Annotated in this window: 22 protein-coding genes; 10 read left to right on the top strand and 12 right to left on the bottom strand. The window is 61.0% G+C overall.

The window, feature by feature from the left end:
• Positions 1-67: 67 nt before the first annotated feature.
• The 4 genes from C483_RS00770 to C483_RS00760 form a co-directional block, all read right to left on the bottom strand.
• Positions 68-2,515 (bottom strand): hypothetical protein, encoded by a 2,448-nt coding sequence (locus C483_RS00770; RefSeq protein ID WP_006651436.1) that lies wholly within the window; start codon positions 2,513-2,515, stop codon positions 68-70.
• Between the two features lie 68 nt (positions 2,516-2,583).
• Positions 2,584-3,222 (bottom strand): class I SAM-dependent methyltransferase, encoded by a 639-nt coding sequence (locus C483_RS19250; protein ID WP_006651435.1) that lies wholly within the window; start codon positions 3,220-3,222, stop codon positions 2,584-2,586.
• 151 nt (positions 3,223-3,373) lie between these two features.
• The gene (aglF, locus tag C483_RS00765) at positions 3,374-4,147 is read right to left on the bottom strand and encodes a UTP--glucose-1-phosphate uridylyltransferase AglF (protein ID WP_006651434.1); all 774 of its coding nucleotides are present in this window, start codon (positions 4,145-4,147) and stop codon (positions 3,374-3,376) included.
• 236 nt (positions 4,148-4,383) lie between these two features.
• Positions 4,384-5,913, bottom strand: coding sequence for a MarR family transcriptional regulator (locus tag C483_RS00760; protein ID WP_006651433.1), 1,530 nt, complete (start codon positions 5,911-5,913; stop codon positions 4,384-4,386).
• Positions 5,914-6,296: 383 nt separating this feature from the next.
• On the opposite strand from C483_RS00760, the gene C483_RS00755 reads away from it, so the two are divergent.
• The gene (locus C483_RS00755) at positions 6,297-6,989 is read left to right on the top strand and encodes a nucleotidyltransferase domain-containing protein (RefSeq protein ID WP_006651432.1); all 693 of its coding nucleotides are present in this window, start codon (positions 6,297-6,299) and stop codon (positions 6,987-6,989) included.
• On the top strand, positions 6,982-7,488 hold the full coding sequence (locus C483_RS00750; protein ID WP_152419804.1) for a DNA-binding protein: 507 nt from the start codon (positions 6,982-6,984) through the stop codon (positions 7,486-7,488). Before C483_RS00755 ends, C483_RS00750 begins: the two co-directional genes overlap by 8 nt.
• A 68-nt stretch (positions 7,489-7,556) precedes the next feature.
• On the opposite strand, the gene C483_RS00745 is transcribed toward C483_RS00750, so the two are convergent.
• Both C483_RS00745 and C483_RS00740 read right to left on the bottom strand, forming a co-directional pair.
• The gene (locus tag C483_RS00745; protein ID WP_049912354.1) at positions 7,557-8,408 is read right to left on the bottom strand and encodes a hypothetical protein; all 852 of its coding nucleotides are present in this window, start codon (positions 8,406-8,408) and stop codon (positions 7,557-7,559) included.
• 134 nt (positions 8,409-8,542) lie between these two features.
• The gene (locus tag C483_RS00740; protein WP_006651429.1) at positions 8,543-9,679 is read right to left on the bottom strand and encodes a histone deacetylase; all 1,137 of its coding nucleotides are present in this window, start codon (positions 9,677-9,679) and stop codon (positions 8,543-8,545) included.
• Positions 9,680-9,856: 177 nt separating this feature from the next.
• On the opposite strand from C483_RS00740, the gene C483_RS00735 reads away from it, so the two are divergent.
• Both C483_RS00735 and C483_RS00730 read left to right on the top strand, forming a co-directional pair.
• Complete coding sequence (locus tag C483_RS00735; RefSeq protein WP_006651428.1) at positions 9,857-11,110, top strand: ArgE/DapE family deacylase; 1,254 nt, start codon at positions 9,857-9,859, stop codon at positions 11,108-11,110.
• A gap of 150 nt (positions 11,111-11,260) precedes the next feature.
• Positions 11,261-11,965 carry a phosphatase PAP2 family protein gene (locus C483_RS00730; protein ID WP_006651427.1) on the top strand — a complete coding sequence of 235 codons (705 nt, stop codon included), beginning with the start codon at positions 11,261-11,263 and terminating at the stop codon, positions 11,963-11,965.
• A gap of 20 nt (positions 11,966-11,985) precedes the next feature.
• Here the strand turns inward: C483_RS00730 and C483_RS00725 are convergent, their stop codons facing one another.
• Positions 11,986-12,837 carry a hypothetical protein gene (locus C483_RS00725; RefSeq protein WP_006651426.1) on the bottom strand — a complete coding sequence of 284 codons (852 nt, stop codon included), beginning with the start codon at positions 12,835-12,837 and terminating at the stop codon, positions 11,986-11,988.
• A gap of 116 nt (positions 12,838-12,953) precedes the next feature.
• On the opposite strand from C483_RS00725, the gene C483_RS00720 reads away from it, so the two are divergent.
• Positions 12,954-13,799, top strand: coding sequence for an AAA family ATPase (locus C483_RS00720; protein ID WP_006651425.1), 846 nt, complete (start codon positions 12,954-12,956; stop codon positions 13,797-13,799).
• 184 nt (positions 13,800-13,983) lie between these two features.
• The gene (locus C483_RS00715) at positions 13,984-15,234 is read left to right on the top strand and encodes a DUF418 domain-containing protein (protein ID WP_006651424.1); all 1,251 of its coding nucleotides are present in this window, start codon (positions 13,984-13,986) and stop codon (positions 15,232-15,234) included.
• 26 nt (positions 15,235-15,260) lie between these two features.
• On the opposite strand, the gene C483_RS00710 is transcribed toward C483_RS00715, so the two are convergent.
• The 4 genes from C483_RS00710 to C483_RS00695 form a co-directional block, all read right to left on the bottom strand.
• Positions 15,261-16,112: an ABC transporter permease subunit gene (locus C483_RS00710; protein ID WP_006651423.1), complete on the bottom strand. Its 852-nt coding sequence runs from the start codon at positions 16,110-16,112 to the stop codon at positions 15,261-15,263.
• Positions 16,109-17,038: an ABC transporter ATP-binding protein gene (locus C483_RS00705; RefSeq protein ID WP_006651422.1), complete on the bottom strand. Its 930-nt coding sequence runs from the start codon at positions 17,036-17,038 to the stop codon at positions 16,109-16,111. The genes C483_RS00710 and C483_RS00705 overlap by 4 nt, the downstream gene beginning before the upstream one ends.
• A 258-nt stretch (positions 17,039-17,296) precedes the next feature.
• On the bottom strand, positions 17,297-18,505 hold the full coding sequence (locus C483_RS00700; protein WP_006651421.1) for a S8 family peptidase: 1,209 nt from the start codon (positions 18,503-18,505) through the stop codon (positions 17,297-17,299).
• A 169-nt stretch (positions 18,506-18,674) separates the two neighbouring features.
• Positions 18,675-19,832 carry a CBS domain-containing protein gene (locus C483_RS00695; RefSeq protein WP_006651420.1) on the bottom strand — a complete coding sequence of 386 codons (1,158 nt, stop codon included), beginning with the start codon at positions 19,830-19,832 and terminating at the stop codon, positions 18,675-18,677.
• A 104-nt stretch (positions 19,833-19,936) separates the two neighbouring features.
• Between C483_RS00695 and C483_RS00690 the strand changes: the two genes are divergently transcribed.
• The 3 genes from C483_RS00690 to C483_RS00680 all read left to right on the top strand — a co-directional run bounded on the left by C483_RS00690 (position 19,937) and on the right by C483_RS00680 (position 22,228).
• Positions 19,937-20,263 (top strand): lycopene cyclase domain-containing protein, encoded by a 327-nt coding sequence (locus tag C483_RS00690; RefSeq protein WP_006651419.1) that lies wholly within the window; start codon positions 19,937-19,939, stop codon positions 20,261-20,263.
• Positions 20,264-20,372: 109 nt separating this feature from the next.
• Entirely contained in the window at positions 20,373-21,248 is an 876-nt protein-coding gene (locus C483_RS00685) for a CAP domain-containing protein (RefSeq protein ID WP_006651418.1), read from the top strand.
• Between the two features lie 47 nt (positions 21,249-21,295).
• On the top strand, positions 21,296-22,228 hold the full coding sequence (locus tag C483_RS00680) for a hypothetical protein (protein WP_006651417.1): 933 nt from the start codon (positions 21,296-21,298) through the stop codon (positions 22,226-22,228).
• A gap of 33 nt (positions 22,229-22,261) precedes the next feature.
• Here C483_RS00680 and C483_RS00675 read toward each other — a convergent pair whose 3' ends face one another.
• Positions 22,262-23,170 (bottom strand): AEC family transporter, encoded by a 909-nt coding sequence (locus C483_RS00675; protein WP_006651416.1) that lies wholly within the window; start codon positions 23,168-23,170, stop codon positions 22,262-22,264.
• A gap of 172 nt (positions 23,171-23,342) precedes the next feature.
• Between C483_RS00675 and C483_RS00670 the strand changes: the two genes are divergently transcribed.
• Entirely contained in the window at positions 23,343-23,777 is a 435-nt protein-coding gene (locus C483_RS00670; RefSeq protein WP_006651415.1) for a universal stress protein, read from the top strand.
• Positions 23,778-23,835 lie beyond the last annotated feature (58 nt).

The following is a 23,835-nucleotide window of genomic DNA, read 5'->3' as shown; positions in this document are numbered from 1 at the left end:
ACTAAAGGCTATCGAGCAACTCAACTCCGAGGAAAGACAGCAACAGACCAGACCGCACATCCAGACACTACGACATCGAGACTGACTCGCCGTTCTCCACGTCGTCCATCGAGACCTCGAGGTCACTGTCACCAATGGTGTACTCGCCGGGGTACGGCACTGTCACGGCAAACGAGCCGTCCTCGTCGACCGTTACCGTCCGTTCGTACGTGAACGCCTCGTCCGAGACGCTGACCTCCGTCTCGAGTGATAGCTCCTCGCCGGCCTCGCCAGAGCCGGTAATCGTCGCGCCGGGAACGACGGCAAAGGCGGAGGCCTCCTCGTCCAGATAGATCGCCTGGTAGTGCGCCAGTCCGTCGCTCTCGTTTCCGCCAGCGCCGTAGTTCTCGTGGAGTTGGGTTTGGGCATTTACCTGAGTTCCTGGAGCATCCTGCATAACGACGTATCCAACGCGGCCCTCGAACTCATCGTACCAGGAGTCAGGATCTGTGCTCGTCCTGAAGTCGCCGAATGTATTCGCAGCGTAACTATAGCTTCGTGACTCACCCGTGACAAAGTAGTTGTACATTCGGTTATCGCCCCATGAGCTGAGCACGAAATTCTCTGGAAATTCACGGTCGGTATCTACCTCGTGCCCTTCGATTTCCATTGCAGCAGCAAACTGTGACTCACTGTAAGTCGTCTGGGCTGCCAGCGACGGAACGAAGATGAGGTTCAAGCCACAGACCAGCAGCACAATCCAGATGAGTGTGAACAGTTTTCGCCAGTCGTGAGGGATGAGAATACTCTCACTGTGTCTTCCCCCATTGGGTACAGCATTGCTGTTACCAGCGTCGCTAGTCGGCCCTTGTGTTGTCTCCGTTTCACGGAACGACTTGGGAAGTCGGGCAAGATCGATCCAGGCCAGGAGGTACACGAGTCCAAAGCCACCAAGGATTGAGACTGGAATTGCCAACTGAGCTGCGAACCGCATCTGCAGCGTTGCAAATACGAGCCAGATACCGGTATACGTGGCAAGTAGCAACCAAGCAGGTTCGTACCGTCGGTATGCAAGCCAGCACGCCCAGCCTAACACAGCGAGTGCAATATAGAAGTGCGCACCAATCTGTGCAATTGGTTCGAGTATGATCGCGTTTTCTGTCGAGAAAAGCGACCCCAACTCTGTCGCTCCGTAGTGTTCTCTGAAGAAGAGATCGTCCGCTCGCTCGAGGAGTCTCGACCATTCGTCGGGGCGAAGGGATCGTAGTGCCACGAGACCAAACACAGCAGTACCCGCTTCGAGTGCGACAAGTCCGCTCACAGGCCATGCCCGGCGATGCCATAGTTCACCAAGCCCGACGACGATTAGAGAGCCCACAAACACGACGACAGGAACGAGGCCAGCAAACGCCTCGTGCCATCCGAGTCGATAATGCAGGAGTAACGAAAGTGCAGCACTGAGTGCAACCCCACTGACTAATGGCAGATTTGCACGGATTGGAGAAATCCCCGCGCGAGTATCGAGGATGACCTTGAGGCCAATATATGCCGAGAGAGGGATCAGCATCATTATCGAACCACCCCACGAGAAGACAGAGAACGGGAGCGCGATGCCGAGTGTGACAACTGCGACCCATGTCCATGGATCTACCAAGTATTGTCGAATTGCCGTTTCAGGAGATCCTGTGAGCGCCTGTCGTCGTTGCAGAGCAACAGCGAGCCACGCAAGCGCAAGCAGCGTTACTCCGAGCCAGAAGTACTGATGAAGACGGTGTTCTAGGAATCCAACCCCGGTATACACGGCATGGACAGGCGTGAGTGCAAGCAGAAGAGTCGATGCGATGCCAACACGGACATCATCGGTGACAGTGACAGCTATCCAGTAGATAACAATACCGAGTGCGAGCGTGGCAACGACTGGAAGCCACGCTGCGACCATATCTGCAGCCCACTGGTCCCCACCGAGTAACTCAGCAAAGAACCAGTTTCCAGCATGGGTCAAGGGACGTCGCTCGACGGCCCCGGGAGGGAGAGACGAAAGCATACTCCAGTCTGTCGGACCGTTCGATTCCGCAAGCAACTGTTCTACCCAGTATCGGTAGTAGTACGGATCATTGCCGCGCAACACGACCTGATCGTCACGAAACACCGATTGGTAGGTCAGGAGTCGCATTACAAGGAGAACAACGAGTGCTCCTGCTAGACCAGCAGCAGTACGCACATCGATCGAAGGCAAGCGCAACTGAGTGGAGCCCGAACTCGATGTCCCTTCTGCTGTGACCTCTGCACCAGTAATCGCCGCTCGAATACCATCCCGGTTTGCAGCTCGGTACTCGCCCGCATCTTTCACGACGATATCACGAGAGACGAGTTCACCGAACGTGCCCGAATCAAGATTCAAATCATCGAATGTCCACGTCTCGTGTTCTGCGTCCACCTCAAGAATTGCCTCAAGAACATCTTCGCCGCTATCGAAGTCCTCACAGAAAGCAACTGCTGCGTCAGCAACGGTGGCGGCGTCCGGTTCGTCAGCCATTAGCTATAGCTCTATGGGGAATCTGATAAAAACTGCGTGTTCACGAAGCCGGTACGAGAACTGCGATTCTACTCCTGCTTTTGATAATACACGAGGTAAGCTACATGATGCTGTGGTCTGTTCTTCATTGCTCTGTCAAAGAGGGTAAAGAGAAAATGGACTGGGAGGATTTTCGTATATCCTGTTGGGCCTGGGAAACTATAGAGTCGCTCTATTTCCCAATCGAATGCGCCACTCTGTATATCAGTGTACGTTCCCCACTCAAATTGTGTCGGGAACTTATCCTCGTCGGCAGATGTGTTTCCTTGAAGTGAAAACCAGAGATGGTGGAACCAGAACGGAGTCAGATCAGCAATCTTAGCGTAGTAATGTTTGGGGTTTGGAACAAGAATAACGACGGCTCCGCCAGGTTCGAGTACTCTATTGATTTCACGGAGGGCCAGTTCCGGCTCTGGGAGATGTTCGAAAACGTATTCTGAGAAGACGAGATCAAAGGTATTGTCTGCGAACGGCAGTCGTTGTCCGTCGCCGAGTACTCTCTTTGGTGTGTCGTTTTGCTCTAGTCCGTGCGGATCGGGATCAAGAGCGATAACTTCCCTGTCCGCCGAAGAGAGTTCTGATCCGAGATGTCTCTTGTCTCGCCCAGAACCAAAGTGGAGTGCTTTTGAAAAATCTGTTTCAGTAATTATTGAACGGTAGACACGCATTCGATTGGGTTTCGAAGGTGCGAGATAGTCGTCGATTCTAGAATTAAAGCGCGTAATAGAATCACGGATGGCACTCATATCACATGATTTCTGAGCTGGTTGCTTGTACTTTCTTGTTGAAAACCACTACGAGCGGGCAATGATAGGGAGTTCAGTCAGTCTCGAGTTCCGGCGCACTAACCGACGACCCGGGGACTTCCGCTGGTGGGACCGCTTCCCCCTGCAGGAACGCCGTCGCCTGATCCCGGTCCTCGGGATAGCCGACGTCGACGCGCCAGCCCTCCATCCGGATCGCGTCGATCGTTCGCCCGGACTGGATCAACAGATCGATCGCGTCCGAGAGTTCGTACTCGCCGCGGTCGCTCGGCTGAACGAGCCGACACGCATGAAAGATCGCGGGCGTGAACGTGTAGAACCCGGTCATCACGAGATTCGACGGCGGGTCGTCGGGTTTCTCGACGACCTCGACGATTTCGCCGTACTCGTTCGTATCGAGCACGCCGTAGCGCGAGGCTTCCTCGTAGGGCACCTGCTCGACCAGGAACGCCGCATCTGCGCGGTCTTCGCGCTGGCGGGTCACCACGTCGCCGAGGTTCGACCGGAAGACGTTATCGCCGAGCATCAGCATGAACTCGTCCTCGACGAGCGACTCGACCTGGAGGATGGCGTGGGCGAGCCCCAACTGCTCGCGCTGGTGGGCGTAGGTGATCGGCACGCCACGGTACTCGTCGTTGTAGCGGTTGATCAACTGCTCTTTCAGGTGGCCGACGACGACGAGCAACTCCGTCGCACCGATCGCGATGAGGTTATCGAAGACGTCCTCGATGATCGGCCGCCCGTCGACTTCGACGAGCGCCTTCGGCTTGTCGTCGGTGAGCGGCTGGAGGCGAGTCCCCTTTCCGGCTGCGAGAACGACCGCTTGCATAGACACTGTCCACTTCGAACCGGGATAAATAGCCATCCCCTGTCCATGCTGGATGCCCGCCAAACCGGCGCGAGCGCTCGGATTCGAAGCCGACACTAGGACGACCAGTGAACAGTCACACTCGGCGACGGATTCCGACTCTGAAAGCGCGACAACCCATCGACGGTGACGCTACCGAGACGGGGGTCCTAGTACTAGCGTCTCTCTCCTGACTAGTACTAGGCTGACTACGATCGCTACTCCGCGGAACCCAAACTCGAGTCCCCACCCTCACCAGCGATCTCTCGCAGCAGTCGCACCTCGTCTTCCTCGGTGATGTGCTCGGCGTCGAAGCACGCGCGCAGGACCTTGTGTGCGAACTCGGGATCAGCGAGACAGTCCTGGCGTTCGGACGACGCAGAACGGACGGTGGACTCGAGTGACTCGAGTTGCTCGGCGAGTGTGGCGATGTCAGTGGCGAGGGTGTGGGTGTCGATAGTGGCGTTGGTCTCTGGGTTGGCAGTGCTAGTGACGGTAGTTTCTGTGTTGGTGCTGGTGGTGTCGACGGTGCCTGCACCCGCGTCTGTGCCCGACTCTGTGGGGGAGTCTATGCCGGGTTCCAGTCTCACTTCCGCCTCCGACTCGGAACTTGCAACGGAGTCGGTCGTCTCCTCCGGCTCGTCAGCCCGTGTCTGTGTCTCCTGGCGGTCGAACCGACGCGATTCGGACGTGCTTCCGGTGGATTCTTTCTCGCTGTGCTCGCTCCCAGCCCCATCCCCAGCAGCAGACTTAGACTCAGACTCGGATGTGGACGCAGCAACTCGCTGTCCAGTCCCATCGCCAATCGAATCGGCAGCCTCCGACGCAGAGCCAACAGCGTCACTGTCCACGGGCTCCGTCCCACTCTCGATCTCACTCTCAGTCTCGGTCTCGGTCCCATTCCCGTTCCCGGTCACCGCCGATTCCGACTCGGACTCGAGTACTCCCTCGCCATCCACATCATCTGCAGCGCTGGAGTCGGACTCGCCAGCACCCTCGCGATCACGAGCGGTCTCCACTGCACCGTCTTCGTCGTCGAACAGGTTCGCGACGAACTCGCGTCGGCGCGACCACTCGAAGCCGTCGATCGAGTTCACCCGCTGGCTGATCGTCGCGCTGGTGACGCCGAGCGTCTCGGCGAGTGCGGCCTGCGTTGCGTCAGGCCGGGCGGCAATCTCCTGGAGCGTTTCGCGCTGGCGTGGCGTCAGTGCTGTCGGGTCGGTCGGTACGTCGGGTGTCGAGTCCGTCGAGTTGTCGGTGGTCATCGTCGAATCGTCGGCTGTGTCCGAGGTCGTTGATGCGTCGGCTGTTGGTGCGTCATTCATAGAAACAGGCGTCTCCCCCGCATCGTCGTTAGAATCTCGGTCGGTGGGTGGATCTGCAATGCACTGGTTCTCGTCTTCGTCTGCGCTCGCTTCCTCCTCTGTGCCCGCGGCTACATCTTCCTCGTTGCTCACACTCACTTCTTCATCCTCACCCTCACGCTCGTCCCCATCCTCTCCGTCTGTCTCTGTCGCTCCCTGTGACGCCGACCTGTCCTCGTCACCCTCTTCGTTCCCGGTAGCGCCACTGCTCGTACTCGCAGCACTCTCGGCTGCCGTCTCGCCTGGATCACCGTACTCCTCGAGTACCTGCTCGACGATCGAGACGGTTGCACCGCTGACCTCGTCGGCGAGTTCCTCCAGCGAGGCGTCCGGTCGGGAGGCGGCGACGTCGAGGACCTTCTTGTGGAGGATGGCGCGAGGCATCCGATTTCGACTGCTGTGCCTCCGGGTAGCTGTCGGTGATGATGTCGAGTTGCTCATTCTCACCAGTGGACCGATATCAGTTAACGCATCTGACATCGACCGTCCCGTTATAATTTTCTCAAATAAAAGATATATACAGCGTATTCTGACAGTCAAGCTGCTGTGGGTAGTATGATGCTTTGTTCACAGTGTCAGTGCAAGACGGTCCGAACGAGTGTCGAATAAACTGGCAACGTGACAGTCGGGCAGCAACCAGCGGCCTCTCACCTCATACAATAATATAAATGCCAATATTGGTGACGATTTAGCGACAAGGTTTTCAAATGGCTGATACGCCTGTATTACAATAAAACCTAAGTCGTTGTAGAAAGCATTCCTTTACAATGAAAACGCACCCGAACAGTACATCAACTGATAGGACACGGATAGAAGTCGATATACCACCGCAAAGCGGTGGATTATTCAGAAGCGAGGCCACTGACGAGATCCTCCTCTTTTTATCAAGGCATCACGACGAATCGTTCTCCATAACGGACATCGCAGAGACAGTCGATTACACGCGGCCAACGATTACAAAAACGGTCGACATCCTCTCTGACAACGACCTCGTCGTCGAGGAACGTGATGGGACCCGGCGGCTCGTACAGATCAACCGCGACCGGTTGACGCAGCCAGACGAACCCTATCTTACTATTCCACAGTCAGAGTTCCACGCTCCGGTGAAGGCGGCAATGGAGGAGTTGTTGGACGAACTCGATGATGTTCTAGCCGTCGTCCTCTACGGAAGCGTCGCCCGCGGGGAGGCAGACCGCCGCAGCGACATCGACCTCTGGGTGTTAGTGCGTGAGAACAGGATGGGCAACCAGCGACGGGCGAACCGTGTCAGACAATCGCTCGAATCGGATTCGTTCGATGCGAACCGCTACGCGTTCGAGATCGATGTCGAGGGTCTGCAAGCCATTCCGAACTATGCGAACGAACTTCGAGAAGTCCTTCGTGACGGTATCGCTGTCCACCGAACTGACGAGTTCATAACTGTCCGGAATATGATTCTGCACGGTGATGGCGATGAGTGACCCGAACGTTGTTAGGGAGGCACTCAACGCAGCCATTGATGCGTTCAACCAGGAAGGTTACGGCATTCCGACGCGGGAACCGGAAATCGACACGGACGCTGACTGGAAAACACAACTCACCAAAGGCTGTCGTCTCCTCGCTGTTGTCAAGGAAATAGAAAGTGGCGAGTACTATACCGCTGTCGTCGAACTGTGCTTCGGCATCATCGAACGGTCATTGGAGGCGTTTGCCATCGTGGAAGGCAGCGATGAACTGCGCGACTTCCAGACCGATTCACACGATCGGTGTTATGATCAAGCGGCGCGGTTCGGCCTCTTTACACGGGAGCTGACACATGAGCTCAAAAATCTGTATGGGAATAACCGGACGGACAGCTACTACGGCGGCCGCCATCCAACGAAACGGCAAGCCGAAACGATGCATCGATTAGCCCGTACAATTCATCAACACGTTACCGACCAGATTCGTGAGGGCGGCGTCTGTAACTGTGATCAGTGACTATATTGAGGAGACATTAAACAGTAGCTTCACCCGTTTCTGATCGATCACTGCTCCGACATCCACTTTTAGGACCGCAGACCCGCAACCGGTGGCCCAATGAATCGCCAGACGAGCGGAAAGGCAAACCCGACCACCGCGCCAAAGCTACCCAGGACGACCAGCCCAAACACGTGAAGGGACGGCACCGGCCGGGAGAGATCCAGCACGACGCGCATCCAGATCGGTACCGCGAACGCGACAACCACGAGCCAGACACCGAGCCCATAACAGACGCCAAGCACCAGCGACGGCCCCGGCCGCAGCACGTGCCAGCGCCTGTTGAGCACCGAGACACCACTCGCGAACCCAGCACTCGCCACCACACACCCACCGATGAGGACCAGCCAGCCCGCGGCCGTACTCTCGCGACCCACCAGTTCGGCGACCAACTCGAGTTGCCCCGTCCAGACGAGGGCCCCACCAACGACGAGTGCCCCGAGGAGACCCACAATCCCGGCGGCGTAGCCGAAGACGAGTGTTCGGGCCAGCAGGCCGTACCGCGGCGGTCGTCCGCGGCTGTCACGGTCGCCGACGGCGGTTGCAGCGGTGAACACGGCGACGGCGGTGACGAAGGTCACGACCGAGGCGGCGATGCTCAAGAGCTCGCGCGTGTCGAACGGCGGCTGGTCGAGCGTGTAGTGGAAGGCAAAGAGGTCCGCCCAGCGCGAGCTGTGCATGGCCGTTAGTTCGGACTGGAGTACGGGAGTTACGTAGTGAACGTCCGGGAACAGCCCCCAGAGCCCGCCGAGGACGACTAGCCAGAGGTGGCGACGTGTAAGGTAGCCACGAAGCGCAAGCGGTCCCGCTGCGAGGAGGACGAGCGTCGCGCCGGCGAGAAAGTGAGTCAGTGCGGGTGCCATGTCACGCGATACCTTCATCGCTGTCTCCATCCGGACAGCATAGACGACCGCCGAATGGACAGTCCAGAATCAGCCGAACGTACCGCCGCCGGCACGATAAACGGCAGGGACGCCTGTCACGCTCGCAGAACCGTTGTCACAGCCGCCGCGCCTCAGACGGACCAGTACTTCCCGTGTGCCTCACGGATCTTCTCGAGTGCATCGACGAGCGGCCCCGTGTCCTCGTCGAGCCACGCGTAGGGATCACCCTCACCGTACTCGGGCAGGTCATGTGTCTCGCCGGTCGCGCCCTCGAGTACCCCCAGCGTCGCAAACGCCAGGTGGCTGATCTGGTAGCCGCCCTCCTGCAGAATGAGATACTGGCCGTCAGTCACCGTCGAGGCGAGTTCCGCGGCGCGCGAGCCGAGCATCCGGAAGCCATCACGCGAGACGAGGTTTCGGCCGAGGGGATCGGATGGGCCGGGGTCTTGCCCGGCGCTGTAGATGAGCAGGTCTGGATCGTACTCGGTGACGATGGGATCGACGAGGCGGTCGAACACGCGCTCGTAGCCCTCGTCGCCGGTGCCCGGCGGAACCGGTGCGTTGACCGTGTATCCCTCGCCGTCGCCGACGCCGACCTCCTCGAGGCCGCCGGTCTGGGGATGATACGTCGGGTCCCAGGCGCCGTGGTCGTTGTGAATGCTCAGAAAGAGCACGTCGTCGCGGTCCTCGAAGATTTCCTGCGTACCGTTGCCGTGGTGGACGTCCCAGTCGACGATCGCGACCCGGTCGACAGCCGAGTCGGTGTCGAGTGCGTGCTGGGCTGCAATTGCAGCGTGGTTCAGGAAACAAAAGCCGTCGGCGCGGTCGCTCTGGGCGTGGTGGCCGCTGGGTCTGGCGAGCGCGTACGGGACCGACTGGGAGTCCTCAGCAAGCGCGTCGTCCGTTGCGGCGAGGGCTGCACCGGCGGCATGCTGTGCTGCTTCGAACGTGGCATCATTCATGGCGGTGGTGGTGCCGTCGATATACCCGCCGCCGTCATCGGCGAACGCCTTGAGCCAGGAGACGTACTCCGGATCGTGGACGCGCTCGATCGCATCCTCCGGTGCAGGGTCCGCGGTCGTGAACACTCCATCCCCAAACGTGGAGGCGATGATCTTCCTGATGTTCTTGGCCCGTTCAGGCTGGTCCGGATGCGGTTCATCGGACGCGAGAAACGGCATCGACGGGAGTTTGAAGGCACCATCCGGTGGGGCGTGATCGAACGTTCGCGGGTGCCAGTAGACTGACAGCGACGTATCGTTGCTCATAGAGAGTATAGTACGAGTGAGAATAGCAACCACTATCACGATACCGATCAGTCCCAGAACGGTTTGGAAATCCGACTCCTGTTCGGCTCTCCGGGCAATTAGTGAATGAAAGTCCAGAGTGATAGGCAGGTTATAAGAGGGTTAATAACTACCCACACATAGAATGGCAAACAAACTATGGTATGCCAATTCAAATCATTCACCGAAAAACTCCTGTCATTCCGTACAGAGTCCGGGAACGAGCAATCAGCACAGCAGTGGATTCGTGGCCAGCTAGATGCATGTGGGTTTGAAACCTATGAGTGGACGGCAGATCCAGACCTCCTTGCGAGCCATCCATCGTTTCCATCAGATCCAGCCACACTAGACACCGCGAAACGGCCATCCGTCGCTGGCGTCGTCGAGTTTGGGGATCCCGAGGAGGGAGAGACGATCGTTCTCAACGGCCACGTAGATGTCGTCCCCGCCGAGAACGACCAGTGGGACACTGACCCGTTCACACCAACGTGGGACGGCGAGAATCTGATTGCGCGTGGCGCTGCAGACATGAAATCTGGCCTGAGTGCCTGTCTCTTCGCTGCAAAGGAACTTGTTGAGCGGAACACAGCCGAAGAGGAACTGAATGGGCGTCTTGTCGTCGAAAGTGTCGTTGGCGAAGAGGAGGGTGGGATTGGTGCAGCAATGGCCGCACTATCGAACCCCTATCCATTTGAGCGAGATGCAGCAATCGTCGCTGAACCAACAGAGCTAGAACTGGTCACAGCAGTCGAGGGCTCGGTGATGCTTCGCCTGGAACTCGAGGGGAAATCTGCCCATGCGGCGACACGGTGGCGGGGGGAATCAGTACTGCCGCACTTCGAGCGGATTCGAACAGCGCTCCGAGAACTGGAGACAGAACGGTCACTCACCGTCACACACCCGCTCTACGAGCAGTTTGAGACACCGTGGCCGATCTCAGTTGGAACCGTCCAGGCCGGGTCGTGGGCGTCCTCAGTGCCGTCAACACTCACCGCTGAGATCCGAGTCGGTGTTGCACCCGGTGAAACAGTCTCGGAGGTGGAATCGATCGTACGTGATCGAATCGACACTGTGGTTGACGGTGACGACTGGCTTGAAGCACATCCGCCATCGCTCGAACGGTTTTCAGTCCAGTTTGAACCGGCGTCTGTTTCCCACGATGAGCCCATCGTCCAACACTTGCAAGCGGGGATGGAACAGAACGAGCTCGCAGATACCACACCGAAAGGCGCAACGTACGGAGCGGATTCAAGACACTATCAGGCCGCAGGGATACCAACTGTTCTCTTTGGGCCCGCCTCAATTGACAATGCACACTTCCCGAACGAGTACGTTCACTGGGATGCTGTCGAACAGAGCAAGGATGTCCTTGTCGACACGCTTGCGGCTCTCTTCGGGGGAGAACACGCCTAACAATACGACGCAACCAGCCACGAACCAGCCACGAATCAGACCAACAGTTCGAAGAATTAACGTCACGGCGCTCGTATCGACTCGCACGACGATGGTCCAGCGCTACCAGCGAGACGAGATGCAGGCAGTTCGAGTACCCATCCGCCACCCATGAGTCGGAACCTTGGCGTCACCGAACTCGTCCGAAACACCCTCCCGGAGTGGACGGTTCCGATCTTCGAGGTGACGGCACTGTTCGGTGACGAGTTCCTCGTCGTCGGCGTGCTCGGCCTGTTCGCGATTGCGGGAGCTTACCAGGCCGCCAGTACCAGCGACACTCACAGACTGGTCCCGGATCGAACCGCGTTCGTCCTGGCGGTTGTGCTCGGCGGCCTTGCACTCACGCTAGTGCTGAAGACCGCGTTTGGTTCCCCGCGCCCGCCGGAGTCGCTTCAGGCGGTCCCTCGCGAGAGCGATGGGTTTCCGAGCGGACACACGATGGCCGCGACAGTTCTCTGGGGCGCACTCGCGACCTGGAGTCTCTGGTCGACGGCCCGGCGACGAACAATCGTCGCAGCCAGCATCATCGGGCTCGTCGCGTTCTCGCGGCTCGCGCTCGGCGTTCACTTCCTCGTCGACGTACTGGCCTCGGTCGCGTTCGGACTCGGCTATCTCTACCTCGCCGCTCGGCTTACAAATGAACAGCCTGCGCCCATGTTCGCCGGGGCGGTCGGTCTCGGTACGATCGCACTCCTCATCACCAGCGGCGAGACGGACGGCTGGCTCGCCTTCGCGGGTTGTGTCGGCGGCGCTGCTGCTTGGTGGGTGAGCATGCAGCCACGTGTCCAAGACGTCTGGACCTCGATTACGCAGTGATCCCGAGCGAACCGTCTCTGTTACTCCTGTTCTCGAGTACCGTCCGCTGGTCCTGACGAAGCCACATTCTCATCGGTTTTCGACTCCTTCATAGTTGCTTCCTCTGTTGACCCGTCTGAACCGTCTGAACAACCCGAATCCAGATCCCCACTCCGGTGCTCGGCCAGCGCCTCCGAAATTGTCAACTCACCTGCTGCAACCCGGCGTGCGAGTACCTCGTCGATCGCCCGATTCGTCCGACTCTGTTCGCGCGAGCGATCCTTGATGACCTGTAACTCCCCAGCCGTCGGCTCGATATCCCGCGCGTCGACCACCTCGCCCTCGAGTCGGGCAATGTTCACCGCGGCCAGCACGTCCTCCATGCCGCGGCCGCCGGTGCCGAGGTACGGCGTCGTTCCCGTTTCGTCGACGAGTTCGACTCGGATGTCCTCCAGTTCGTTGACGAGTTTCGAGCTCTGGAGGCGTGCGCCGTCACCGATCCGGACGACTGGGTCGGGCGCGTCGCTCACCTCACGCTGAATGACGTCGACGGCGTCGGTGAGTGGGACCTGAAAGGCGGCGACAACCATCTGGCCGGCGAGGACGGCGATACCCGGTTTCCGGCCTGGGTCGACGCCGACGATGGTTCGGCCACCCGACCCGCGCACTGCAGTCAGCGCCTGATCGACTGCCCGGCGAGGATCCTCGGGATCGTCGACGATGGTCTGATGGCCCTCGAACGTGCCAGCAGAGGCTGCGTCCGTGATGAGGACGGCCGTCCGCTCCGGTAACTCGGCGTCCGGTTCGACGGTCGTGAACTCCGTGCCACGGTCCCGTAGCTCGTTGACGACGCCGTGGTACACTTCGAAATCCGCTGTCGCGACGACGATCACACGCAGTCTTCGCCGCGGATATGAATAAACGTGTTCGACGGCACCGTCGGCCAGCCACGCACCCCACGACGGTCGGCTTTCGGGGGCTTTTTGCCCGGACAGACCCAACTACGGCCGTGAACGACGCGGCACTTCCGATCGGTTGTGGGCCGGTCGACGAGCTACTCGGTGGGGGTTTCGAACGCGGGACCGTGACACAACTGTACGGTCCGCCAGCCGCGGGCAAGACGAATCTCGCGCTCTCGGCTGCCGTCGAAACGGCCGCGAACGGCGGCACCGTCGTCTATATCGACACCGAGGGGGTCTCCGTCGACCGATTCGATCAGCTGCTCCGCGCACGCGTCGGCAACGCTGAGGCCGGCACTACCACTGCCACCGACAGTGACGCCCCCGTCGCGAGAGACGGTGGGGCTGGGGCCGGGAACGAGTCCGGATCTGGGCCCGGGGCACTCGAGTCCGACTCAGAATCGAACGATCCAGCGTCCACGCCGGATGTCGAAACCGTCGCCTCGCGAATCGTCATCGAGGACGCACTCGATTTCGAAGAGCAGGCAGAGGCCGTCCGCGACGCCGAGGAGTTCGCCGAGCGCGCGGATCTGATCGTCCTCGACAGCGCGACCGGTTTCTACCGACTCGAGCGGACCGGTGAGGGAAGCGACGGTGAGGCGCTGCGAAGCGTTACCCGGCAGGTGACACACCTGCTCTCGCTTGCGCGCAAGTACAATCTCGCGGTCGTCCTCACGAATCAGGTGTTCTCGGACCCGGAATCGGATCGCACGCGCGCACTCGGTGGCAACACCCTCGAACACTGGACCGGTGTCGTGCTCCGACTGGATCGCTTCCGGGGTGGCAAGCGCCGGGCGACACTCGAGAAGCACCGCTCGAAGCCGGTGGGTGAGAGTTCGCAGTTCCAGATTACGGATTCGGGCGTCGACGGTGGGGCGGAGTCGATGTCGCGGTAGCGGTAGTGGTGTTGGTGTTGGTGTTGGTACTGGTGCTGATGCTGGTTCTGATGCTGATGTTGGGGGACGGAACCGTGACCGGAATCAGAACCAAAGAGAGACACAACGGAGCCAACGGCCCGATAGCGAGTCGTCCTGACGCGAAGACACACCGCTTTTGTCGTGAGACGAGAAGAAGTGAGCGATGAGTGAACGCACCGAGGACGGACCGACGCCGCCCTCGGAACGGATCGTCGCCCTCGATGCGCTGCGTGGAGTTGCCCTGCTCGGCATCTTGCTCGTCAACATCTGGCTGTTTTCGATGCCGGAGACGACCCTGTCGAACCCGACAGTGCACGGCGATTTCACCGGTGCGAACTACTGGGCCTGGTTCGGCACGCACGTCTTCGCCCAGCAGAAGTTCATCACCCTGTTTACGCTGTTGTTCGGGGCCGGCATCATCCTGTTCACGCAGAGTGTGCGGTCGAAATCGACGGAACACGCTGCGACCGTGCTGTCGGCGCGCCGCTTCGGCTGGCTCGTGCTGTTCGGGCTCGCCCACGCCTATCTGCTGTGGTACGGCGATATTCTCGTCGCGTACGGTGCCTGCGCGTTTGGCGTTCTCGTCCTTCGAGACCTGCCCGCACGAACGCTCTCAGCGATCGGAATCGGGCTCATCGCAGTGCCGTCGCTCCTCGAGATACTGGCGGCGCTGACGGCAGACCCCAGTGTAGTCGCGGACACGTGGCGGCCAGCCGAGTCGGTCCTCCGCGCCGAAATCGAGACGTACAGAAGCGGCTGGCTCGAGCAGTTCGACCACCGCGCGTCGACCTCGTTCCGACGCCAGACGACTGACTTTGTCGGCTACACCGCCTGGCGCGTCGGTGGCGTGATGCTCCTCGGAATGGCGCTGTTCAAGTGGGGCGTGATGACGAACGAGCGCTCCGCACGATTCTACGCTCGGCTGGCAGCCGTCGGCGCGGTCAGCGGTCTCGCCGTGATTCTGTCCGGCGTCGCCTACATCCACGTCCACGACTGGGGCGTCGAGGGCGCGCTCCTCTGGCGGCAGTTCAACTACTGGGGCAGCCTCCCGCTCGCCGCCGCCTACCTCGCGCTCGTGATGTGGTACTGCCAGTGGCGACCCGACGGCCTCGCGACCCGGTCGTTCGCCGCCGTCGGCCGCACCGCGTTCAGTAACTACCTCCTGCAGACGGTGCTCGCCACGTCCATCTTCTACGGCCACGGCCTCGGACTGTTCGGCGCGGTTACGCGGGTCGAACTGCTCGCCATCGTGGTCGCCATCTGGGCGGTGCAGGTACCGCTGTCGGTGCTGTGGCTGCGGTACTTCCGGTACGGGCCGATGGAGTGGCTGTGGCGGTCGCTGACGTATCAGTCGATGCCGCCGCTTCGGGAGCCCCGTGCTGAGTCGGACACAGCGGAGCGAAGCGACGGGTAGTGCAGAAACCGGTCGATCCCGGCCGATCAGAGGTCCGCCGTCCGGAATCGCAGGTAACTCGCACCGATCGGAACCGCGATCCATGCGAGCAGGATCACGAGTGCGACAGCCGGCTGCTCGTAGACCGCCGGGTTCTCTGCGGTTCCGTGAATGCCGATATCGGCCAGTTCCGGAATCGCCGCGAGCAAGTTACTGAACGCGGCCATCGGGTTCAATGCGGCGAGAACCTCACCCCAGGCGGGTGTCGTTTCCGGCATCTCGAAGCCTGAGAGAACGTAAATCGGGATGATCGACCAGAGCTGGAATACGAAGAGGACGTATGCAAAGATGGCGGCGAACGACGCCCGCGTCGACGTTTGCGAGACTGCCGAGATCGACACTGCGATTGCGGTAAACGTCACCGTGAGAAGCACGACCGCGAAGACCCCTGCAGCCACCTGCGCGGGGTCGACCGAGACGCCGAACAGGGCAGCGATCGGAATTGCGATCGCGATCGCGGCGAGTGCCGCCGTCGTGATGACGACCAGCCGACCGATGAGCGTGCCCAGCACGACCACCCACCGCGAGAACGGCAGGCTGAGTAACACCGTCAGCGCTCCCGTCGAGCGCTTCTCGACGATTGCCGGCGCAACCACACCGAGTGCGACCAGTGGCACGAGGAACATGAGCGGACCGAGCAGCTGTGGCATCAGTTCGACGACGAAATCGCCCTCTCGGTTCGCCCAGCGTTGGACCTGCTGCCCCGCGGCGTAGGCGAGTCCACCACCGACGAGCGCGAACATGGCGATCAGAAGGTGGGCCTGACGCTCGCGAACCGAGTCCTGAATGTCCTCACGAGCGAACAACAGTAATCGCTCGACGAATCCCGGCTGACTCATGCGCCACCTCCAGTCACCGTCGCGAAAAGATCCTCTAACGACGGATCCGTCGTCGAGACGTTCGTCACCGTCGCGGAGTCGTGACACGCCGCGATGACGGGTGCCTTCGCACGATTCTCGCAGGCCACCTGAATCTTCGTCCCGTTCGTCTCCACCGAGGCGACGCCGTCGATCGCAGCAATGCGATCAGGAGCCCCGTTCGGAACCTGCGAGCACTCGAGTGTCACCCGCGCAGTCCCGCCGATGGTTTCGCGCAGGCGGTCGATGCTGTCGACGGTGACGAGTTCGCCGCCGTCGAGGATGCCGACGCGGTCGCAGACGGCCTCGACCTGCTCCAGAATGTGACTCGAGAAGAAGACGGTCGCGCCGCGGTCGTTCTCCTCGCGGACGATGCGGCGCATGGTGCGTGCGCCGTTGGGGTCGAGGCCGGTCGAGGGCTCGTCTAAGATCAGCAGGTCGGGTTCGCCGACGAGGGCCATCGCGAGCATGAGTCGCTGGGCCATCCCCTTCGAGTACTGCTCGACGGGATAGCTGTCGGGGCCGAGCATGTCGACGCGCTCTAAGAGGGCATCGGGGTTGTCGTTAGTTCCCTTGGCCTCGATGGCGAGTTCGACGTGTTCGCGGCCGGTGCGCTCGCCGACGGCGTCGTAGCCGTCGGGGAGGACGCCGGTCCGTTCCCGGATGGCGACGCTGTTGGTCTGGACGTCGTGGCCGAGCACGCGGACGGCGCCGCTGGTCGGCTGGACGTAGTCGAGCATGATGTCGATTGCAGTCGACTTGCCGGCCCCGTTGGGGCCGAGAAAGCCGAATACCTCACCGTCTTCGACGGCAAGATCGACGTCGTGGAGGGCGGTCACGACGTTGCTACGGCGGAGCCCGCGTCGCTCGTAGCGTTTCGTGACGCCGCGCAGTTCGATGGCGGCCATACAGCAGAGGCCACAGCCATCGCTAATAGACTTTGTGCTTGGCTGTCAGGTCCGTTCGCCTGTCGTTGTCAGTGCTGTAGGGGTACTGGTAGACTGCTCGCGATTGTTGGTGAGTGAACGACGCGCTAAGAGTGGTACAGGATACAGCGTAGAGAACCAGACTGCAAAAAGGTAGTTCTGGCGTTACAGTGGTCCACGGGATGGTTCTGTAGTAACTTCGGTGTTGCAGCGGTTCCGATGGTTCAGCGGTTTCAGACGTTACAGACTCGTCACCGTCTCGAGTGCATCGATGCGGCCGGCACCCGTCTCAGGGTCGCCGCGACCGTTGCCTGTCGCACCGCGTTCGATCGCGTTTTCGACCTGATTTGCGTTGGCACTCGGATCGAGTTCGCGGACGAGTCCGACGAGGCCGGCGACCTGTGGGGCGGACATGGAGGTCCCGGATACGCTCGCGTACTCGGCACCGGGAAGCGCCTCGTTGTTCGGGTCGAACGTAGAGAGGATCCCCTCTCCAGGCGCACCAACCGAGATTTCGTTCGCGCCGTAGTTCGAAAAGTCTGCGAGTTCGTCGGCTTCCGTGGTCGCGCTGATCGACGACGCACGGGGTATACTTCCCCAGAGACTGATCCAGCCGCCCTGCTGGAGGTTCTGACTGTCATTGCCCGCGCTCACGACGACGGACGTGCCCCGCTGGGCAACGCTTCGAACGACACGCTGGCGAGCGATACGATACCCCTCCTGGTTCTCCTCGGGTGGCTGTGGCGGGCTACCGATGCTCATGTTCACGACGTCGAGGCCCTGTTTTGCGGCGTGATCGAGCGCGAGGAAGGTGTCACCGACGCTGGCGAGGAGTGGACCCTCCGACGGGAAGACCCGAAGCGAGACGATCTCTGCCTCGGGGGCAACGCCAGTCACGCCTTCGGCGCCGGTCGCCGCGGCGATGCCGGCGACGTGGGTACCGTGGTACTGCACATCGCCTGTGTGGTCAGACTCGTCCCAATCGATGAACACCCGACTGGCATCGGTGTCGACGTTCCCCAGATCGGGGTGACCGTCGTAGACGCCGGTGTCGATGATGCCGATCCGAGTCCCGGCACCCGTCGCGTACTCGTGCGCGTCGAACGCGTTGATCAGGTCTTTGTCCCACTGTTCGTCCTCGAGTTCACCCGTCGGTGCTTCGGTCGGTTCGTCGGCAACGTCGAGTTCGTATTTGAAGTCCTCAAAGGCGCTGTTGACGCCGTTGACGGTCGCTGGGTCTGCCCCCTCGGGACCGAGTGCGAGATAGACGTTCGCGTCCGAAATTTCGTGGACGACCGTGAACCCCTCGCGCTCGAGTTGCTGTGGATTCCCACCGGTGACGACGTACCGCACCTGGTCTTCGTCCGCGCTCACCGTCCCGACCGTCAGCAGGCCAAGTCCTGCCGCTGTTCCAGCCAGTACCGTTCGACGTGTGGTGTTGTCTGCCATGACACACCACACTTACCATCGGCTATCGGTATAACCACCTGAAGAGTTCAGATGATGAGAAAATAAGGAACAATTATAGTGATCGCCCTTCGGCCGTGACTCGTCACTCACGCAGTTGAACCCGCCACCAGTACGTAAAAACCGAGACGGTGAAGCCGCTATTGGAGACTCAGAGTTCGTTCAGTTTCCGAAGCAGCTGCCCGCGGTACTCCTCGTCGCTCGTCACACCCTTGACCTCGAGGACGTTGCGCTCGAGTTTGTCGAGTGCGACACGGAAGGCGTTCTCCGCGCCGTACCCCTCGCCCGTGCCGGCGACCTGGCCCTTGTTCGTCCGGAGGCGAATCTGACAGTGCACCAGCGACGTCCCTCGGAGCTTCTCCTTGTGCTCCTTGAAACGGACGTGAGCGTGGACAACCTGCATGTCCGCGTACTTGTCCGTGACATCCTGAATGCTCTCAACGATACTCTCTCGAGTGATCGTGTCGAGCATCGAAATGTTGGTGATCTGAACGTCCATGCGCTCTTCTTCGGTGAACGTGAGCGCGCGGAGGACGTCCGTCTTGGTGATGACGCCGATGACGACCCGGTCGTCGTCAGCCGGCGTGACCATCAGTCCTGCGTAATCCTGGTCGAGCATCCGTTCGACAGCCCCCTTTGCGGTGGCGTCGAGCGTCGTCGTCTCGACCGGGCTGTTCATAATGTCGTAGATCGGCACGTCGAGCAGGCGCTGCGAGTCGCCACCCCGATCACCCGTCGTCATCGTGTGGTTCTCCCGGATGACGAAGTCCGCGATATCGTGGGTCGTGACGACGCCGGTGAGGTAGCCGCTGTCGTTCAACACCGGAATTCGGGAGATCCCGTGCTCACGGAGGTGGTTGATTGCCTTGCCGATGCCGTCGCCCTCTTCGAGCGTCACCGGGTCGGAGGTGTAGATGTCCTCGACGGTCAGCGTGTCGAGGTTCTCGAGTACTGCCTCGAGAATCGCGTCGTCGGTGATGACACCCCAGAGTTCGTCGTTCTCGAACACCGGTGCGACCTTCGAGTTGCTCTCGATGAGTACACGTGCGGTTTCGCGGACGTCCTCCTGGCGGTCGACCTTGGGTGCCGGCGAGTTCCGGCTTGGCTTCGTCAGTGCTGCGACCTTCGCGTCGTCCTCGACGTGAGATTGGAGGACCTCCCGCTCGCTGATGACGCCCTCGTACTCCCCGTCGTTCGTGACGATAATTCCCTTGGGGTTGCCGTCCTCGAACGTCGAACGGACTTTCCCCATTCGCGTTCCGACATCAACCTCGATGTAGTCCTGGGTGGCGATATCAGCGATATTCATCCTTACGAATGGGTGTACTGCGTCAAGGGTTTTGAACATACCGCACGTTTTGGCCGGGTGGGGACACGAGCAACCGTTTTGTCCCATCGTGGTGTCGGACGTCTATGGTGCCAAATATCGGCGTCCTCGGCCGCTACACCTACCTCGCGACCGAACTGTTCTGGGGAGCCATTGCCGCCGCCTTGCTCTACCGAGCCAACGCGCTCCGGAAAGCCGCAGTGACGATCCTCGCACTGTACCCGATCGCCTATCTCTGGGATCGCTACACCCTCGCTGTCGACGTCTTCGACATCAAACTCCGAACGGGAATCGACATCGCCGGCATCCCACTCGAGGAACACCTGTTCATGGCGGTCGTTCCCGGGCTGGTGATTGGCTTTCACGAGACGATCTTCGGCGACGGATCCGACGAATCCGATGAGTCCGACTAGTCCAACGAAGAGACGCCGAACACGACGGACGTGGGCGAAACGAGCACAGGTATCACCGGGTGAGACCAATCAGGGCTGTCTTATTACTCGCTCCCGATAGTCGAGATGAATGGATCGACGGGACGAGCAACCGAGCGAGTGGGAGCCATCCAGTGATTCGTCCTCGGCCGACACGCGGCCCACGACCTCGGCAACTGGCCCGCCTCACTCCGACACACCGTCCGCTACCTCGCCGAACGCCCCACCACACTCCGACGAATCGAACGGCGGTTCCATCCTCGGAACTCTCGCCCGGCTCTTCGTCACCGCCCTCCTCATCACCGCGCTCCTCACCGGTGGAGCCATCCTCGCACCCGTCGTCATCGACGACCTCGACTCCATCGACTCTATCGGCGACCTCCCGCTCGACGACCGGCCTGCACCAAGCTCGGAGCCGCCACCAGCAGGTGAGCGCAACCCCGCCGTCACCGATCCCGACGACCCCGGCCCGTCGAGCTACGACACCGACGTCGAGACCATCACCTCCGACGACGTCGAGGACTTCGTCCACGCCGAGGTCAACGAACGTCGAGCCGATCACGGCATCGGGCCACTCGAGTGGGACGGCACTGTCGCCTCGGTGTCGCGCGCCCACAGCGTGGACATGAACGAACGGGACTACTTCGCGCATACGAACCCGGACGGCGAGGGGCCGTACGATCGATTTTCCGAGGTAGATAACTACTGTCGGGCCTACGGTGAGAACATCGCGATGACGTGGGTGGATCGGCCCGTCGAGTCGAGCGGGCAGGACGAGGTCGTCGAGTACCAGACGGCGGAGGGGCTCGCGACCGGGCTGGTCAATCAGTGGATGAACTCGACCGAGCACCGTGAGGCGATCCTCGAAGAGCACAGCGATTTCGGCTGGGACCGCGGCGGTGTGGGCGTCTACATCGCGGAGGACGGTGCAGTGTACGCGTCGCACAATTTCTGTCTGGAATGGTGACACCGGCAGGGGAACGATTATGGTCACGGCATTAGCAGAGTCGGTCAATGAGCGACGACCGAGTGCAGCCCGGCTCGGCTGGCGAGGACGAGTCGGCCGCTGGTGACTCCGAGGCCGATACCGGCGACAGTCCCGACGACGACACCAGCGCCGACGACCCGCTCCAGCCGAGCGGCGGTCCCCAGCGTGTCGTCTCAGAGGAGAGCGTCGACGACATCCTCGACTCCCTCGGCGAGACGACGAACGCCGGCATAGAGATCAGTGGTGGATCCGACTCCGACACCCCTGACGACAGCGAGAAACCGCCCTCCGAGACTTCGGGCAAGCAACCGTCCAGTAGCAGTAGCGAACAAACCGACACTCCCGACGACGACCCGACGACAGCTCGCACCGACGGACACGCAGACACAGCCGACGAACGTGAGCCGGACACTGACTCTCCTGACACAGCCCTAGACGACTCGGCGGATACACCCGCCGACACCACCACCAGTGCCACAGACTCCGAACCAGGACACAGCGTCGACGACGCCGCCACCGAACTCGCCGCACGAATCGACAGTGGCGACGTCACCGGCGCAGACGTCCGCGCCGCCGAATCCGGCACCGGTCGCGAGTCGACGCCCGAGATCGACGACGTCGACCTCTCGTTGGACGACCTGGAGACGGGTGTCGGTGAGGGTGAGAACTCGAGTACGGACAGCCAGAGAGCACCTGTCGACTCACTCCCCGACGATGCTGGGCCGCTCGCTGGCGCGATCGACGTGACAGAGTCCTCGGGCGGGGGCGAGACCGGGACCGGAACTGGAACTGGAACTGGGACTGGGACTGGAACAGTCGACGGCGCGACGGAAACAGGGAGTGAGAGCGGAGAGCACTCGAGTGCAGGTGCGACTGCGGAAACGAGTGCGAGCGAAACTGCCGACGACTCGGAGTCGGACGGGTTCCTCGCTCGACTGAAGCAGTTCTTCTCACGGTAGGCCTCGGTTGTTCGGTGCCTCGGGCCGGCGATCTCAGCCAACGAGCGTGATCAACACGAACAACGTGGCGACGGAGGCGAGGGTCGTGACGAACACGTTGAGCGAGGCGAACTCCTCGTCGCCGCCGAGCGAACTCGCAAAGACGAACGTCGAGACGGCGGTGGGAGTACCGAGCATCACGACGGTCGCGGTGAGCGTCGCGGCGTCGACGGCGAGTGCGGAGAAAACAGCCCAGGCGAGCACCGGCATACAGCAGATTTTGAGCGCGACGACGGTTCCAGTCGCCTCGAAGTCGATAGTAGGTGTCTCAAGCTGGAGCGACGCACCGACACACAACAGTGCGAGCGGGAGCGCCAGCGCGCCGAGCACGTCGACTCCGGTTGCCGCTCCCGACGGTACCGTGACGCCGAGCGATCCGACGCCGAGGCCGATGAGCAGCGAGAGCAAAACGGGATTCGTCGCGAGACCGCGCAGTTCGACACCGATGTTGGCGCTGGCGCCGTTGATCGTCGAGAGAAGGACGACCGTGAGCGGGAGTTGCATCAGTGTGACGAAGCCGAGCACGACGCTTGCGATGGCCGTCACATCCCCTCCAAAGGTCGCCGCGACGAGCGGCAGGCCGAGATAGCCGAGGTTCGAGTGGTACGACTGGACGATGGCGACGCTCCGACGCGCGGGCGAGGATCGGTGTCGGTGGACGAGCCAGGCGAGCCCCGCCGTCGAGAACAGGACGACGGTTACGCCCACGGCGAGTTCGACCGAGAGAAGCGATCCGATCGCCTGGTCGTACGTCGAGACGAAGATGAGTGCGGGGAGGGCGACGTAGTACGCCGCGGCATTGAGCCGGTCGGTTCGGCGCTCGTCGAGGACGCCGCTCATCCGAAGCCCCGCACCGAGGAGCAACACGACGAGAAGCGCCAGCAGCCGACCGAGGACCTCCATACGTCGCCTCAGTCGATTTGGGTGTTTGTAGCGTTCGGTTCCGGTCGATACTGCGACAGGTTGGGAATCGGTAGCAGCGGCCATCGGTTCACAACTGACCATAACAGAGCGGACGACAGCCACCACAGCCCCGCTTATTTGCGCCTGGCCGTCGTACACCGAACGAGAAAGCGTGTACGACTCGATACTCATTCCGACCGATGGGAGCGAGCAGGCGAGACGAGCGATGTACCACGGAATTGGCCTGGCAAACGCGTTCGACGCGACCGTGCACGCACTCTACGTCATCGAAACCAAAGCCCACTACATCTTCACCAGCGCCGGCCACGATCCGGGAGAACTCGAAGAGTACCGCGAGTACGGCGAACGGGTCGTCACGGAGGTCGTCGACGAAGCGGCAGGAGAGGGCCTCTCCGCCGTCGGTTCAGTCCGAACTGGGAGTGTGGCACAGGAAATCACGGACTACACCGACGAGAAAGACCTCGATGGGGTCGTCATGGCGACGAGAGGGCGGACTGGACTCGACGACTACATTACTGGGACGACGACCGAGAAGGTCGTTCGAACGACGGACGTGCCTGTAACGACGATTCGTCATCGAGGGTGAAGAGCCACGGCGGACTCGTCCTCGATTTCGGCCGCAGTCCCACGCTCACAGCACAGCA

The sequence above is a fragment of the Natrialba hulunbeirensis JCM 10989 genome (genome assembly GCF_000337575.1).
Taxonomy (GTDB): Archaea; Halobacteriota; Halobacteria; order Halobacteriales; family Natrialbaceae; genus Natrialba; species Natrialba hulunbeirensis.
This window is presented reverse-complemented; position numbering and strand designations above follow the sequence as displayed.